General features: G+C 69.3%; 13 protein-coding genes and 1 pseudogene. 7 read left to right on the top strand and 7 right to left on the bottom strand.

Translation table 11 applies throughout. The features are described 5' to 3' along the window. Nucleotides 1-32: 32 nt before the first annotated feature. Entirely contained in the window at nt 33-1,103 is a 1,071-nt protein-coding gene (locus DP107_RS13315) for an extracellular solute-binding protein (protein ID WP_144262643.1), read from the bottom strand. Nucleotides 1,104-1,167: 64 nt separating this feature from the next. Here DP107_RS13315 and DP107_RS13310 point away from each other — a divergent pair, with 64 nt between their 5' ends. From DP107_RS13310 to DP107_RS13300, 3 genes and pseudogenes are all read left to right on the top strand, one after another. Continuing rightward, complete coding sequence (locus tag DP107_RS13310) at nt 1,168-1,848, top strand: TOBE domain-containing protein (protein ID WP_144262642.1); 681 nt, start codon at nt 1,168-1,170, stop codon at nt 1,846-1,848. A 204-nt stretch (nt 1,849-2,052) separates the two neighbouring features. Continuing rightward, nucleotides 2,053-3,718 (top strand): annotated as a pseudogene (locus DP107_RS13305) (transposase). Nucleotides 3,719-4,138: 420 nt separating this feature from the next. Next, a complete protein-coding gene (locus tag DP107_RS13300; RefSeq protein ID WP_144262641.1) occupies nt 4,139-4,567 on the top strand; it encodes a hypothetical protein in 429 nt (142 codons plus the stop codon). A 328-nt stretch (nt 4,568-4,895) separates the two neighbouring features. Here the strand turns inward: DP107_RS13300 and DP107_RS13295 are convergent, their stop codons facing one another. The 3 genes from DP107_RS13295 to DP107_RS13285 are packed head-to-tail and all read right to left on the bottom strand — an operon-like array spanning nt 4,896 to nt 8,263. Then, nucleotides 4,896-5,951 (bottom strand): class I SAM-dependent methyltransferase, encoded by a 1,056-nt coding sequence (locus DP107_RS13295; RefSeq protein ID WP_144262640.1) that lies wholly within the window; start codon nt 5,949-5,951, stop codon nt 4,896-4,898. Then, the gene (locus DP107_RS13290) at nt 5,944-7,101 is read right to left on the bottom strand and encodes a 60S ribosomal export protein NMD3 (RefSeq protein ID WP_144262639.1); all 1,158 of its coding nucleotides are present in this window, start codon (nt 7,099-7,101) and stop codon (nt 5,944-5,946) included. Before DP107_RS13290 ends, DP107_RS13295 begins: the two co-directional genes overlap by 8 nt. A gap of 58 nt (nt 7,102-7,159) precedes the next feature. After that, nucleotides 7,160-8,263 carry an aminotransferase class V-fold PLP-dependent enzyme gene (locus DP107_RS13285; protein ID WP_144262638.1) on the bottom strand — a complete coding sequence of 368 codons (1,104 nt, stop codon included), beginning with the start codon at nt 8,261-8,263 and terminating at the stop codon, nt 7,160-7,162. A gap of 98 nt (nt 8,264-8,361) precedes the next feature. Between DP107_RS13285 and DP107_RS13280 the strand changes: the two genes are divergently transcribed. The 4 genes from DP107_RS13280 (at nt 8,362) to DP107_RS13265 (ending at nt 11,711) form a co-directional block, all read left to right on the top strand. Next, nucleotides 8,362-9,144: an alpha/beta fold hydrolase gene (locus DP107_RS13280; protein ID WP_144262637.1), complete on the top strand. Its 783-nt coding sequence runs from the start codon at nt 8,362-8,364 to the stop codon at nt 9,142-9,144. Further along, nucleotides 9,137-9,814, top strand: coding sequence for an NUDIX hydrolase (locus tag DP107_RS13275; protein ID WP_144262636.1), 678 nt, complete (start codon nt 9,137-9,139; stop codon nt 9,812-9,814). The genes DP107_RS13280 and DP107_RS13275 overlap by 8 nt, the downstream gene beginning before the upstream one ends. 269 nt (nt 9,815-10,083) lie before the next feature. Further along, nucleotides 10,084-11,187, top strand: coding sequence for a glycosyltransferase family protein (locus DP107_RS13270; protein ID WP_144262635.1), 1,104 nt, complete (start codon nt 10,084-10,086; stop codon nt 11,185-11,187). Continuing rightward, complete coding sequence (locus DP107_RS13265; protein ID WP_394348546.1) at nt 11,184-11,711, top strand: DUF7109 family protein; 528 nt, start codon at nt 11,184-11,186, stop codon at nt 11,709-11,711. Before DP107_RS13270 ends, DP107_RS13265 begins: the two co-directional genes overlap by 4 nt. Before the next feature lie 15 nt (nt 11,712-11,726). On the opposite strand, the gene DP107_RS13260 is transcribed toward DP107_RS13265, so the two are convergent. From DP107_RS13260 to pyrE, 3 genes are all read right to left on the bottom strand, one after another. Continuing rightward, a complete protein-coding gene (locus DP107_RS13260; protein WP_144262634.1) occupies nt 11,727-12,035 on the bottom strand; it encodes a hypothetical protein in 309 nt (102 codons plus the stop codon). Nucleotides 12,036-12,073: 38 nt separating this feature from the next. Continuing rightward, a complete protein-coding gene (locus DP107_RS13255) occupies nt 12,074-13,459 on the bottom strand; it encodes an NCS2 family permease (RefSeq protein WP_144262633.1) in 1,386 nt (461 codons plus the stop codon). A gap of 132 nt (nt 13,460-13,591) precedes the next feature. Further along, a complete protein-coding gene (pyrE, locus tag DP107_RS13250) occupies nt 13,592-14,140 on the bottom strand; it encodes an orotate phosphoribosyltransferase (RefSeq protein ID WP_144262632.1) in 549 nt (182 codons plus the stop codon). Between the last annotated feature and the right edge of the window lie 99 nt (nt 14,141-14,239).

Raw genomic sequence — 14,239 nt, 5'->3', positions numbered from 1 at the left:
CATAAATATCGATGAAATGGCGACAGACCCCACTAGAGCTCCAGTGGCCCGAGAGAACTCTGTGCGCTGGCGACTTCCATCACGTTGTCGGGGACGGCGTCCTCCGAACTCGCGGGAACGACGATGGGATCAACAGGAACGAGGCCCTGTTCTTCGAGGATCGCCCGACCCGGCTCGGTGGCGAAATACTCGATCCACTGTGCGCCGCGGCCAGGGGCCTCGGCAACGCTCGGAACGGTCAGACCATAGGCGATCGGTGCACCGGTGAAGGTGCCGCTGTCGGTCTCGACCTCTGCCTTGGCGTAGTGCTGTGCGTACTCACTCGTCGCCTGCGAGAGGTCAACCTCCGGCTGGAGGTCGACGTACGGCAGCCCGGAGGTGGCCGAGATGGACTGGTAGTACAGCACGTAGTCGAGCTCGCCAGACTCGAGTTGGCCCTCAAGGTTCGTCTCGGTGCCCGTTGGGACGGTCGTGTTGCTCATCAGGGCGTCAAGCGTTCCCTCGTCGTAGAGCCGCTCGCCCTGGAACTCCTCGGCGCCCAACTGTAGCGTCATCACCGCGCGATAGCCGCCGGGGTCGACCGCAGGGTCCGAATGCCCGATGGTGACGCCGTCCCGCGAGAGCACGTCCCACCAGTTGTCGGCCGAGATGTCGTCTGCCCCGGGGGAGTCCTCTCGGTACTGGATCGACATCGAATTCGTCGTGAAGATGGCGTACCAGTCGCCGTAGTCGGGGAGTACCCGGTTGCGGATGAGCCGGAAGTCGGAGGTACCGAGCACGTCGGCTGACCGACCCTGCTGGGTGATTTTCTGTGTCGAGGCCACGGATCCCTTAGCTTCTCGGTTCACGTCGACGTCGAACTCCTCCTCGAACTGCGGTTCGGCAGCCGAGAACGGCGGCGCGAGCGATCCGGCGTGGAAGATGGTCATGGAGTCCGACATCGGCGTGCTTGTCGGGGTTCCACTGTCCCCACCGCCATCGCTACCGCCGTCACCGCTGCCACCGCCATCGCTACCGCCGTCACCGGTACAACCGGCGAGACCGATGGCCGCTGCTGTTGCACTACTCGCGAGGAACGCACGTCGTGTACGATGTTCTGTCATCGATACATCGGCGTTATTTCGATACCGGCATAACTGTTTTGCTCCCTGCCCATCTTGACCCGGTATGGACGCGAGCTTCGACGCACAGCTTCGGGCAGATAGTGTGGAATTCACACAGCAGGACGTGTCACTCCTCGAAGCTGTAGACGAGATCGGATCGATTCATAAGGCTGCTGACGAACTCGGCCGGTCGTACTCCCGCTCGCACCAGCGCATAACTGTACTGGAGGAAGCTTTCGGGACGCTGGTCGAACGACAGCGCGGAGGATCTGGTGGTGGCGGAAGCACGCTCACTGAAAATGCATACGAGTTACTCTCCCGATTTGAGCGGCTTTGTACGGGATACTCGTCGGTTGCGGAAACCACCGAAGCAGTATTAGACGGGACCGTCGTGACGCGGACTGGCGAACTCGGAACTGTAACGACCGCTGCTGGAAATGTACGGGCAATTGTCCCGGTCGATACTGACACGGTGCAGGTGAGTCTTCGTGCTGATACGGTAACGCTACACGATCCGGCTGAGACGCCGACGGAGAGCGCAACGAGTGCCCGAAACCGATTCGACGGGTGCGTACTCAGTATCGACCGCGGTGACGCGATTTCGCTGGTTTCTGTCGATGTAGGGGCCGAAGACCCTCTGTATGCTCTTGTAACTGAAGACAGTCGAGAGCGGCTCCAACTCGAGTCGGGTCGTCACATCGTCGCGTCGTTCAAGGCGACAGCAACCCGTGCAACCCCAAAATAGAGGAACGAGCGCTCTCAGCGGACTCTTCCACCCGGAGCTGTGGCAGGCAGTTGAGGTAGTTGGTCGGTACAAACCAGACGAGGCGCTCCGTGGAAAACTATATGCGGGTCTCGTACAGAACGGTTACAGAGTCCTGTAGTCCGTACGTCGGCGTATCTAAAGATGTGGATGCGTTCTTGAGCGTGCCCTATCCAGCGTCTGTTGATGGCTCCGACTCTTGAGTCTCGCCGAGCTGTTTTCCGAGACATCGCGCAACGACCGTACGCCAACTGGCCAGTCTACGATACGTCGCCGTTGTATGATCGGACGTCGCTTGCCGGACTAGAATCGGATGTTCGGACGGTCTCGGAGACGTGGTTCGGTCACAAGAGTCACGACTCGGTTGAGCAGCTCGTCTGTTCACTTCCCATGGCGTACTTCCAATTCAATGTCCACGACCGCTACGAGGGCTCAACCCGCTACGAGATGGACACACTCTTTCGGATGTTTGTACTGAAGGAACTCCACGGCTGGGAGCACGAAACGGCCCTCGTTGATTATCTGGGAAACGCGCCAGTCGTATGCGATCAGTTGGGGTTAGAGACGGTTCCAGATCAGTCGACGCTGTGGCGCAGTTGGAACACCCGGTTCACCGCCGACCTTCGTGAGACGGTGGAGACAACTGCCCGGACTCTTCTCATTAAAGCCCAGAATGCAGATGTCTCGGTTCCACGCGACCCTGAGCAGAAGCTCTGTTACCGGGACAGCGACGTCGAGGATTCGGCACCGAACGAGCAACGCATCTTGGGCAGGGCAGAGACGATCATAGAACAGGTCAGCCGCGTTGTCTTCCCGGCGTTTTCGCTAGACCGTGGTAACGGGTGTGAGATTCACGAGAACGCCTACTGGGGTTTACAAACTTATCTCGGACTGCGTGAGAACTTGGCCGCCAACGAGGGCGCTCGCAGCTTCATCTACGAGTCAACACGGGAGCGGACACCACTCGGACAGGCTCACCGCGACCACCTGCGTGACCTCTCGATACCGGAGGTTCGAGCGATGTATCGACGGGCGATCCGGCAACTCATCGGCAAGGTCGCAAAGGCGGGGGAGGTCCCTCGCGCAGGCATCGTCGCGATCGACATCACCGAAGCTGACCCCTTCAGGGGCGACCGTACGGGCCACGAGGACGAGATCATCGGAAGAAGGAGAACACCGACGAGTACGCCTGCCAGTGGGCCACAGTCCAGTTGGTCGGTAACGCTGTTCCGCTCGTCCCCGATGCTCGCCCCGTGGGGAAAGGCGAGTCACGCAAGGAGATCCTCAAGGAGTTGCTGGATTCGGCTGAGGACCTCGTTCACGTCGATAATGTGCGAATGGATCGGGAGTTCGATAGCCAGCATGTCCTGGGGATGGTCAGCCAGCGTGGGCTCTCCTACGTCGTCCCGAAACGGATGCAGACCAGCGAGAAGGCCAAGGCCGAGCGGTTGCTCCAGCGGAATCAGGACCGATACGAGACCGACCGCGAACTCAATCCGGGCAAGAATGAGTGGCACGAGACGACCCTGATCTACCACCGGAAAGGGGACTCCGAGCACGACGATCACCGGCAGTATTCGGTGTTCATGACCGATCGGGGGAGCGGACATCTCACGGGGTACGGCTGCCGGTGGGAAATCGAGAGGGGAACAGGTCGATCAAACGGTTCATACCGGCGGCGACGTCGGAGGATTTCGGGCTGCGACTCTTGTGTTTCGCGTTCGCATGTCTGCTGTACTCGATTTGGCGCGCTGTCGGTCTCCTCGTCCAAACCGGATTGGCCGGCGAGTATGAGCACTCACCGGTGATTACAGCGGACAACACGCTGACACTGCTGAAGAAGGAAAGTTGAATCAGGCAGTGAGGAACTCTGTTCGGGTTGGCGTGCCGTCTGAGTGGCTACGCTGCTGGAGGTCCCGAAAACCCGTCCATGTAGTTGGATGTGTAACGAGAGTAGCCGCCTGGAGGGCCATCCGGGGCAGTACCCCTGGCCGAATCGGTCAGATTCACGTATCACAGCCCCGCTGATCCCGCTGTAGTCTCAACGTCCATCCGCCCGCAGTTTGGTATCGCGTCATGAAGTTTATCGGACGGAAACAGCCACATGTGGGGCCACGCTCAGAGGACGATATCGTCCGCTCGGATCTGGACGTCGGACCGGACTCCTCCGGAGGAACCTGGGCGACATCGCCGCCCACGCCGGCCGCCGGGGCGCGTTCATCCGGGTCGACACCACGCCGCCCTCTGCGACCTCGTCGCCGACCACCACGGCATGGGGCTCTGCCCGCAGGTCGACGTGAGGCGGACGCCGGACGGTCCCGACCGGCTGGCCGCCCTCCCCGGCACGGTGTGGCTGGTGGAGGGTGCGTACGAACCACCGCACGAGGTGGCCCACCGCGAGAAGCGCCGGGTCGACGGGGCGTACCGCGACCTGCTGGAGCAGGCGTTCCGCTCGTTCGACGAGGGCGTCGCCGTCGGCAGCCACGACCCCGCTCGCGGCCCCCAGACTGGTACGGCAGTTCGTACGAGGGCCGGATGCTCATGGGCGTCCGAGGCAGCGCAGACGGATCTGGCCGCGGAGGTCCCGGTCTACCAGTACGCTCCGCACGGGACGGAGTGGCTGTCCTACTCCTACCGGCGTGTGATGGAGCGCACGTCCAACGCGCTGTTGGCCGCCCGTGCCCTCGTGGATGGGGGGTGAGGGTCGCCCGGAGCGGGATCGCTCGGCGTCGTTCCCCCGCCGACGCCGACGGACAGCCCTCGAGAGCCCCCGCCCGCTCCCAGGCCCGCCCCGTGCCTGTCGCCCCGGACGTTCGCGTATGATGGTCCCAGCGGAGCAGGGCACCCCCAACACCGCCCCGCGCTCGCGCGTCTCCTGCCGACCGCCCGCTACCCGGCCGGAGGCGAGGGCTTCGGAGACGGTCCCGTCGTCGTATGCCAGTCGCGGGAGTAGTGCAGGGAACCCGTCTCAGGTGGGTAATACGGCGAATATTACGTCCGATCGTGGAACATCCCGGTAGGTTGGAGAACTATCCGATAATCGCGTCCACGACGACGTGCTGGACGCCCTCTGCGTGGCTCTTGACCTCGCGGACGTCCAGCACCTCACAGGAGCGTCCGGCGTCCGCCGCCGCGGCCTCGACTCGCCCGACGGGGTGGTCCGGCAGGTCGGCTTCGGGGGTCGCCTCGTGCATGTGCAGGTGGCCGCCGGGGCGCAGCGCCGCGACGGCGGCCGGGAGCCGCTCGTGCGCGTCGTAGTGGCCCATCACGGCGCGGTCGACGGGGGCCAGGTCGACGTCGGCACAGTCGGCTCGGACGGCACGGAACCGGTCGGTCACGTCGTTGAGGACGGCGTTCTCGACGAGGTAGCGGTAGGTCGCGGGGTCGAGTTCGGCGGCGACGACCGTGGCGCCGGCCCGAGCCATCGGGAGCGCGAAGTAGCCGACGCCGGCGAACATGTCGAAGACACGCTCGTCGGCGCCGGCCACCTCGCCCATCCGGGCGCGCTCGGCCTTGTTGCCGGGCGAGAACATCGTCACCGACAGGTCGAGCGCGTAGCGGGTCCCGTGCTCCGTGTGGACCGTCTCCGTGTCGCCCGTGCCCGCGAGCACCCGGACGTCGGGGTCGCGGGTCCGACCCACGACGGGGCCGCGGTCGAGCACGGTGTCGGCCTCGCCGTGGAGCTCCAGCAGCGCGTCGGCGACGACTTCGGGCCGCGGGCAGCCGTCGAAATCCGCCAGCAGGACGGTGCCGATGACGGCCCACGAGCCCGGGACACGGGCGATGTCGGCCTCGTTCCAGCCGCGGGCCCGCGGGCGGTCGGCCAGCGTCCGGTCGCGCGAGGGGAGCGCGTGCGCGACGACGGACTCGACCGCGGCGACGGCCTCGACGGTCCCCTCGCGGTCGGCGGGGTCGGTCCCGGTCACGGGCAGCGCCACGCGGGTCTCGTCGTACGCCTCGATGCCGCGGGTCTCGTCGTAGACGCCGAGCGCCGACAGCTCGCGCTCGGCACGCTCGGCGGCTGGTTTCGGGACGAGCGCCGCCAGCCCGGGGGTATCGCGGGGGTCGTCGGCCGTCTCAGCCATCGTCCGCCCCGTCGTCGGCCGTCCCGTCGCGGTCGGGCAGGACGTGCAGCCCGGCCCGGGACCGGAGCACGGGCACCTCGTCGGCGTCGGGGTCCATGTAGTCGGGCCGGGCGATGGTGCGGGCCTCGAACGTCTCCGGGTCGAGCACCTGCACGGCATGCTCGTCCTCGACGGCCACGACCGTGGTGCGCTGGCCGTCGTCGCGGGTGCCGAGCCGCCGGGCGTCGGGGTCGATACCCTCCTCGTAGGCCGCCTCGTAGCGCTCGCCGGTCGTCAGGCGGACCCCCTTCAGGTTGCCGTGGGCGCTCCGCACGAGCACGGGCCCCTCGTCGTCGGCCGGGTCGATAACGTCGCCGGGGGTGTACGGCGGCAGGCGCGCGACGAACGTGACGCGGTAGAGTTCGTTGCCGTCGCTGTCCTCCGTCGCGAGGGTCTCGGCCGCCGACACCTCGCCGCCGAACTCGCGGACGACGCGGTGGGCGATGGCCTCGCCCATCTGGTTGGCGCTGATCTTCAGGTTCACCCCGCCCTCCGTCCGGCCGACCGACGTGATGAACGCGTTCCGGTCGCCCTTCGCCTCGCGCTCGGCGATGTAGGACTCGGCGATCTCGACGGCCCGCTCGCACTCCTCGTCGGTCGGCGTGCGGTCGGTGGCCCGGATCTGTACCAGTGCCTCCCAGTAGTCGCCGGCGATGCGGCCACAGCGGTTGCAGGTCCCCCGGGAGATGTAGACGGGGACGGTGACCTCCTCCTCGACGGGCGTCCCCCGGATGACGCCGGTGAACATGGTGTGCATCCGGATGGTGTTCTCGTCGACCTGCTCGGGGTCGACGACCCACTCGACGCCGCGGGCGTCGACGTGGACGCCCAGCGCGTCCGTCACCTCCTCGATGGCCACGTCGGTGTAGTCCCGGGCGCCGACATCCACCCACCGGTTGCCCCGCTGGACCGCGCCACAGTCCGAGCAGACCTGCACCTCCACGCGCTCGGGCGCGTCGACCAGGTCGAAGTCCTCGAAGTAGCAGCCGTCGCACAGCACCGCGTCCGCGTCGCCGGGCGCGCCCGGCAGGTCGACCCCGGGCGGCCGCTCGATGGGGTCGCCACAGCGCGGGCAGAACCCACGGTCGTCGCGTCGCTCCGAATCGCTCATGTCGGTAGTGGGTCGGTCCCGCGGTTAAACCTCGCGCCACGCCGCGGATGCCGAGCGGCTACAGCAGTTCGGCCAGCCGCTCGACGTCGCGCTCGGTGTTGAACGCGTGGACCGAGGCCCGCACCCAGCCGTCGCGGGGGACCGACCGGACGACGACACCGGCCTCGCGGGTCCGCTCGACCAGGTCCGTCGCGGCGGTCTCGTCGCCGCAGTCGAACGTCACCAGTCCGGATTCGGGGTCGCGGGGGGAGACCAGCCGGTCGCCGAGACCGTCGACCAGCCGCTCGACGAGGCCGCGCTGGCGCTCCCGGATGGCCTCGGGTCCGACCTCGTGGTGGACCGCGACGGCCTCGCGAAGCGCCGCGTACGGCGCCAGCGAGTTGGTGCCGACCTCGAACCGACGGGCGTCGGCGTGGTACGCCGGCTGGTCGTCGGCATCGTAGTCGTCGACGGCGTAGTAGCCCAGGTGGCCGGGGCGCCACCGCTCGGGGTCCCGAACGTAGCAGAAGCCGGCGCCCCAGACGCCGGCGAGCCACTTGTGGCCGGCCCCGACGACGAAGTCGGCGCCCCAGTCCTCGACCGGGAGCGGGGCCTGCCCCGGCGACTGGACCGCATCGACCAGCACCTCGGCGCCGGCGTCGTGGGCCACCTCCGTCGCCCACCCGACGTCGAGGTGGGTGCCGTGGTACCATGAGATGCCGTTGAAACAGACCAGCCGCGCCCCGTCGACGGCCTCGCGGTACGAGTCGCGGTCGAAACGCCCCCCCGGGCAGGCCACCTCCCGGACCCGGACGCCCTCCTCGCGGAGGCGGTCCCAGGGGAGTTCCCCGGCCGGGTGCTCCAGGTCCGTCCGGACGACGACGTCGCCCTCGGCCCAGTCGATGGCGTTGGCGACGCGGCTGATGCCGTCGGCGGTCGAATCCGTCAGGGCGATCCGCTCGGGCACGGTGTCGAGGAGTCCGGCGACCGCCTCGCGGGTCGCCGCGAACGCCTCGCTCGCGTACTCGTACGGGTCGGCGGTCGAGTGGGCGTGGCGCTCGTGGCGGCGCTGCTCCTCGCGGGCGGCCGCGAGCACCCGCTCGGGCGAGGGGCCGCTGGCCCCCCAGTTCAGATACGCCGTTCCGTCGAGGTCGATGTCGGCGGCGACGTCCGTCGGTCGCATACCCCCGGTTCGGGGCGACGACTCAAGAATCCGACCCGTCGGTCCCGGCGCGGCGGGGCCCCGCAAACCGTATGTGCCGACCCGCCCCAGACCGGAGTGTGCCGACCGCAACCGCCGACGACGGGACCGAACTCCGGTACGCAGTCGCAGGCGAGGGGGCGGAACCGCCGGTCGCGCTCGTCAACGACGCCGGCTACGGGGCGTGGGCCTGGGGCTGGCAGCACGAGCCGCTGGCCGGGCGGCGCCGCGTGGTCACCTACGACCACCGGGGGACCGGCGACCCGGACGCCGACGGCCCCTACGACGTGGACCGGCTGGCGGCCGATCTGGGGGCGGTGCTGGCAGCCGCCGACGCCAAACCCGCGCATCTGGTCGGCTTCGGCCTCGGCGGCGCCGTCGCGCTCCGTTACACCCGCGAGCGGGGCGTCCGCTCGCTCACCCTCGTCGGGACTGCCCCCGGCGACGCCGTCGACGAGGCAGGGCTGGCACGCTGTTACCCCGGCGCCGCCGACGCGGCCGCCGTCCGGGCGACCCTGCCCGCGCTGTTCTCCGGCGCGTTCCGCGATGCCGACCCGTCGCTACTGGACCGGGTCGTCGACTGGCGCCGCGCCGAGGACGCCCCGCCGCGGGTCCGGCACGCCCAGGTCGACGCCTGGCTCGACTACGAGCCCGAACCGCTGTACGAGGCGACGACGCCGGCCGTCGTCTGCCGCGGGACCGACGACCCCGTCGTCGACCGGGCCGCCGTCGAGTCCCTCGCCGCCGACCTCCCGCGGGGCCGGTTCGAGGCCGTCGCCGGGCGGCGGCTCGCTCACGTCGAGGCCTCGCGGCCGCTCAACGACGCCCTGCTGGACTTCTTCGCGGAGGTGGACGATGACTGACGGCACGGGCGACGCGGGCCCGCCCCACGTCGACCGACTCGGCCTCGACGCCGTCGGGACCCACCGCCCCCGCGAGGTGACCGGCACCGACCGGAGCGAGTGGGCCGGCGTCCTCGTCCCGGTCATCGAGCGCCGGGACGGCCACCACCTCCTGTTCACCGAGCGCGCCGCCGACATGCGGACCCACGCCGGCGAGATGAGCTTCCCCGGCGGCGGCTACGAGGCCGACGACGGTGACCTGGAGACGACCGCGCTCCGAGAGGCGGACGAGGAGATCGGTCTCGCCCCGATGACCGCCGATGTCGTCGGTCCGCTGGACGACCTGCCCGGCCCCTACGGTCACGTCGTCCGCCCGTTCGTGGCCCGCGTCCCCGACCGCACGTACGACCCCGACGAGCGCGAGGTCGCCAGCGTCGCCCTCATCCCCGTCTCGGAGCTGACGGCGCCCGGCGTCTACGAGAACGAGACCCGCTCGCACCCCGACCGGGGGACCGCCCGCCTCCCCTTTTTCCGCGTCGACGACCACGTCGTCTGGGGGCTGACCGGCTTCATCGTCCGCACGCTGCTCGACCTCACCACCGACTGGAACCCACCGGACCGCGGCGCGGCGCTGGGTCCCGACCCGGATGGGGAACACGACGCCCCCGCCGACTGGCCCGAACGGGAGTAGTCGGTTGTTTGGGTGTTTCATCCCTATTCTCACATTTAGACGATCAACATCTGAATTCGATTCGATATACTCGGCAGAAACTCGTTATACGGCGACTCCGACGTCTACGCCCTGGTAGCGTGACGGGGCGCACACGCAGTCGTTTCCTCCACGACGCGTGCATCCCGTTCTGGCGAGCACCATGACGCGCCTGTCCGGTGTGGACGCGACCCGGAGGGGCCGGCGTCGAGTGACGGGATTGATACGCAGGGCGCCACTACCTGACGGCAATGGAGTACGTCCAGGAGCGGGTGACGACGCTCCACGATTTCACGGACCCGGTCCCCGAGGCGCCGGTCGACGACGCCGCGGTCGTCGTGCCGATGACCGAGCGCGAGCACGCCAGCCTCGCGGCCGAGCGCGTGCTGACGGCGCTGGAGGACGTGGCACCCGGGCGGGTGGTGGTGGCGCTGCGGGCCGAGGCCGAGCGGGTGCCGGCGGTCCGGGACTGGCTGGACTCGTTCGACCTCGCCGTCGAGACGCTGTGGTGCGACGGGCCGCGGCTGGGCGAGCTGCTGGCGGACGAGGGGCTGGACGGCCGGCGCGGGAAGGGCCGGGACGTCTGGCTGGCGCTCGGCCGGGCGGCCGAGTCGGAGTACGTCGCCGTCCACGACGCCGACGCCTCGACCTACTCACGGGCGCACGTGCCGCGGCTGCTGTCCCCGCTGGCGCACGGGTTCGGGTTCTCGAAGGGGTACTACGCCCGGGTGGAGAACCGGCGACTGTACGGCCGGCTGTTCCGGCTGTTCTACGCGCCGCTGGTCCGGGCGCTGGCCGACACCCACGACGCCGCGGTGCTTGACTACCTCGGCGCGTTCCGCTACGCGCTGGCCGGGGAGTTCGCCGCCACGAGCGACGTGATCCGCTCGCTGCACGTCCAGCGTGGCTGGGGGCTGGAGGTGGGGACACTCGGCGACGCCTTCCGTGCCGCCGGCCTCGACGGCAGCGCCCAGGTCGACCTGGGCCTCCACGAGCACGATCACCGCGCGGTGAGCGGGCCGGCCGGACTGTCGACGATGGCCGACGAGGTGGGCGCGGCGCTACTGCGCGCCGTCGAGGACGGCGGGGTCGAGCCCGACTACGGGACGCTCCCGGCCCGCTACCGGGGCGCCGCCCATCGGCTGGTCGACGCCTACGCGACCGACGCGGCGTTCAACGGGCTGGAGTACGACCGCGGGAGCGAGCGCGAGCAGGTCGCCTCGTACGCCGACAGCATCGAGCCGCCGGGCACGGACACGCGGCTGCCGCCGTGGGCCGAGGCGCCCATCTCGGCGGAGGCGGTCCGGACCGCCGTCCGGGCGGATCTGGACGCCGCCGAGGAGGCACACGGATGAGCGACGATGGCGCGGAGGGACTGGAGACGGACGGCGAGGGTCGTCTGGCGCTCGCGACCGACGAGCTCGCCGGCGTGGTCGACCTGTTCGGCGGGCTCACCCGCGCGGAGCTGGACGAGGCCCTGGGGGAGCTGGCGTTCCGGGTGGGCACCGAGCCGCCGCCCGACGACGCCGTCGACGCGGCCGTCCGGGAGTACGCGCTGGTCGCGTACCCGCACGGGGAGGGCGAGGGGGCCGACCCGTGGCTGGTCCCCGGGCCGGCCGCGTTCCCGACGCTGCCCGAGGGGGCCGCGGACCTGCCACATATCCTCGATATCGAGTCGCGCGCGGTCGACCGCGAGGCGCTGGGGCGGGCCGTCGAGGAGCGGTTCCGCGGCGACGTGGCCCGCGCGGTCGCGAGCGAGGACGCGGCCCTCGTCGAGCGGCTACTGGACGTGAGCTACGACCTGGAGACGTGGGGGCCCGTCGAACTCGGCGACCTCCGCGAGCGGCTGGACGCGGTGCGGGACGCCGACGGTGAGTGAGAGGGTGGCGGGCGGTCAGTCGGGAGCCATCAACGCCAGCGCGGCCCGGAACAGCCGTTCGTCGGTCGCCCGCCCGTCGTCGAGGAACCGCTCGGACAGGTCCGGGCCGACGACGTACTCCCCGCGGTCGTCGGCTCGGGTCGCCCGTGCGAGGGTGGCGGGGCCGCCCTCGCGGACGGCGTAGAACACGACACGCTCGCCGTCCGGCGTGGCGAAGCGGCGGGTGAGGGTCCCGTCCGCCAGCGTGGCCTCACCGCCGGTCCAGCCGTCCGGGAGCGGGCCGGCGGCGGCGAGCAGCGCCTCGAGGTCGGCGGCGTCGGTCACGAACGGGACGAGGAACGGCGGAACCCTGAACCCCGCGCCTACAGGTTACCCTGCAGGACGCCGGAGGTCTGGACGAAGAAGTAGACGACGAACGCGGCGGCGAGCGCCCACTGTGTCGCGCCGATGTCGCGCCACTCCCCGGTGGCGGTCTTGACCACCGGGTAGGAGATGATGCCGGCCGCGATACCGTAGCCGATGTTGAACGTGAACGGCATGATGAGAATCGTCATTCCGGCGGGGATGGCGTGGGTGATGTCGTCCCAGTCCACCTCGACGATGTTGCCCAGCATCACGACCGCGATGACCACGAGCGCGATATGGCTGGCGTACAGCGGGATGGCCGCGGCCAGCGGGACGAGGGCCAGCGACGCGAGAAACAGTACGGCGATGACGAGCGCGGTCATGCCGGTGCGGCCGCCCTCCTCGACGCCGGTGGCGGACTCGATGTAGGTCGTGACGGTCGAGGTGCCGAGGATGCCGCCGGCGGTGGTACCGATGCCGTCGGCCATCAGGGGTTTCTCGATCTCCGGGAGGTTGCCGTCGTCGTCGAGGAAGCCGGCGGCCTGGCCGACGCCGGTGAGGGTGCCGGCGGTGTCGAAGAAGTCGACGAAGAAGAAGGTGAACACGATCAGGGCGAAGCTGAACGGCTCGACCTGCTGGAGGCCGTCGACGAACGCGCCGGCCAGCGGCGTGATGTCGTAGGTCGCCCCGGGAATCCGGTTGGTGAGGGTCCCCGACGTGACGATGCCGGCGAACTCGGCGGCGTAGCCGGCGGCAGTCGTCAGCAGGATGCCGAGGATGATGGCGCCGCGGACGCCGGCGGCGTACAGCGCGAACGTCAGCAGCAGCCCCAGCACCGACAGCGCCGCAACGGGGTCGCTGGCGATGGCACCGAGCGTGACGATGGTGCCCTCAGGGTCGGCGACGACCACCCGCATCTCCTGGAGACCGATGAGCGCCAGGAAGGCGCCGATACCGGCGCCGACGGAGAGCTTGACCGGTTCGGGGAACGCCTCGATGAGGTAGCGGCGGGCGCCGACGGCGGTCAGCGCGATGAAGATGACCCCCTCCACGACGACGGCGGCAAGCGCCGTCTGCCACGGCACCCCCAGCGTGAGGACGACGGTGAACGCGAAGAAGGCGTTCAGCCCCAGGCCGGGCGCCTGCCCGAACGGCCGGTTCGCGTACAGCGCCATCGTCAGCGTCGCGACGAACGCCGAGAGGATGGTGACGACCGCCAGCATCTGGATGACCGCCCCCTGGCTGAACCCCTCTGGCGTGATGGCGTTCGAGAGGATGCCCGGGTTGACGATGACGATATAGCTCATCGTCAGGAACGTCGTCGCCCCGGCGAGGACCTCCGTCTCGAGAGTCGTACCGTGCTCGTCGAAACCGAAGAACTCGGCCAACTGCTCGCGTATCATACGTCCGACGCGAGCAGATGGCACTTAATGGTTTATTCACGGGCCCACCAGACCGTCCGGGTCCGCTGCCGCTCCACCGTCGAGCGGTGGTCGGTGTCGGGATCCGACAGCGGCATCCGCAGCCCCGGCGGGTCAGGCGTCGTCAGTATCCGCCAGCAGGTCCGACGCGGTCAGCAGCGACTCCAGTTCGATGTCGTGTTCGGCGAGGTTCTCGCGGGCGCCCTCCTCCCGGTCCACGACGACGAGGACGCGGTCGACGACCGCCCCCGCCCCGCGGAGCGCCTCGACGGCGTCGATGGCCGACTGGCCCGTCGTGGCGATGTCCTCCAGCACGACGACCGCTTCGCCGGCCTCGAAGCGACCCTCGATACGGTTGCCGGTGCCGTACTCCTTGGCCGCCTTGCGCACGATGACGTAGGGGTTGCCGGTGGCGACGCTGGTCGCGGCCACCAGCGGGACCGCCCCCAGCGCGACGCCCGCAAGCTTGGCATCGCCCACACGCCCGGCGAAGGCGCCGGCGATGCGGTCCAGACAGTCCGGGTCCGTCTCGAAGAGGTACTTATCGACGTAGTAGTCGGAGGTACCCCCATGCGAGAGTTCGAACTCGCCGAAGCGGACGGCGTCGGCCGCCCGGAGCGCCGTGACGAGGCCGTCGCGCTCGTCCGCGTTCGCGTCGGTCATGTCTGCCGCTGCGGCGGGTAGGGGGTTAAGCGACCCGGAACGAGCGGCCGGCGGAGCCGGCACCGACAGGCTTCAACCGCCCGCGGCCCGACGAACGGA

Source organism: Haloglomus irregulare (genome assembly GCF_007421925.1).
Classification (GTDB): Archaea; Halobacteriota; Halobacteria; order Halobacteriales; family Haloarculaceae; genus Haloglomus; species Haloglomus irregulare.
Note: the sequence above shows the minus strand (reverse complement) of the source record. Positions and strands in the feature narration are given on the sequence as shown.

Coding starts and splice junctions, on each gene's coding strand:
- DP107_RS13315 (WP_144262643.1), bottom strand. CDS start 1,103: ATGACAGAACATCGTACACGACGTGCGTTCCTCGCGAGTAGTGCAACA.
- DP107_RS13310 (WP_144262642.1), top strand. CDS start 1,168: ATGGACGCGAGCTTCGACGCACAGCTTCGGGCAGATAGTGTGGAATTC.
- DP107_RS13300 (WP_144262641.1), top strand. CDS start 4,139: ATGGGGCTCTGCCCGCAGGTCGACGTGAGGCGGACGCCGGACGGTCCC.
- DP107_RS13295 (WP_144262640.1), bottom strand. CDS start 5,951: ATGGCTGAGACGGCCGACGACCCCCGCGATACCCCCGGGCTGGCGGCG.
- DP107_RS13290 (WP_144262639.1), bottom strand. CDS start 7,101: ATGAGCGATTCGGAGCGACGCGACGACCGTGGGTTCTGCCCGCGCTGT.
- DP107_RS13285 (WP_144262638.1), bottom strand. CDS start 8,263: ATGCGACCGACGGACGTCGCCGCCGACATCGACCTCGACGGAACGGCG.
- DP107_RS13275 (WP_144262636.1), top strand. CDS start 9,137: ATGACTGACGGCACGGGCGACGCGGGCCCGCCCCACGTCGACCGACTC.
- DP107_RS13270 (WP_144262635.1), top strand. CDS start 10,084: ATGGAGTACGTCCAGGAGCGGGTGACGACGCTCCACGATTTCACGGAC.
- DP107_RS13265 (WP_394348546.1), top strand. CDS start 11,184: ATGAGCGACGATGGCGCGGAGGGACTGGAGACGGACGGCGAGGGTCGT.
- DP107_RS13255 (WP_144262633.1), bottom strand. CDS start 13,459: ATGATACGCGAGCAGTTGGCCGAGTTCTTCGGTTTCGACGAGCACGGT.
- pyrE (WP_144262632.1), bottom strand. CDS start 14,140: ATGACCGACGCGAACGCGGACGAGCGCGACGGCCTCGTCACGGCGCTC.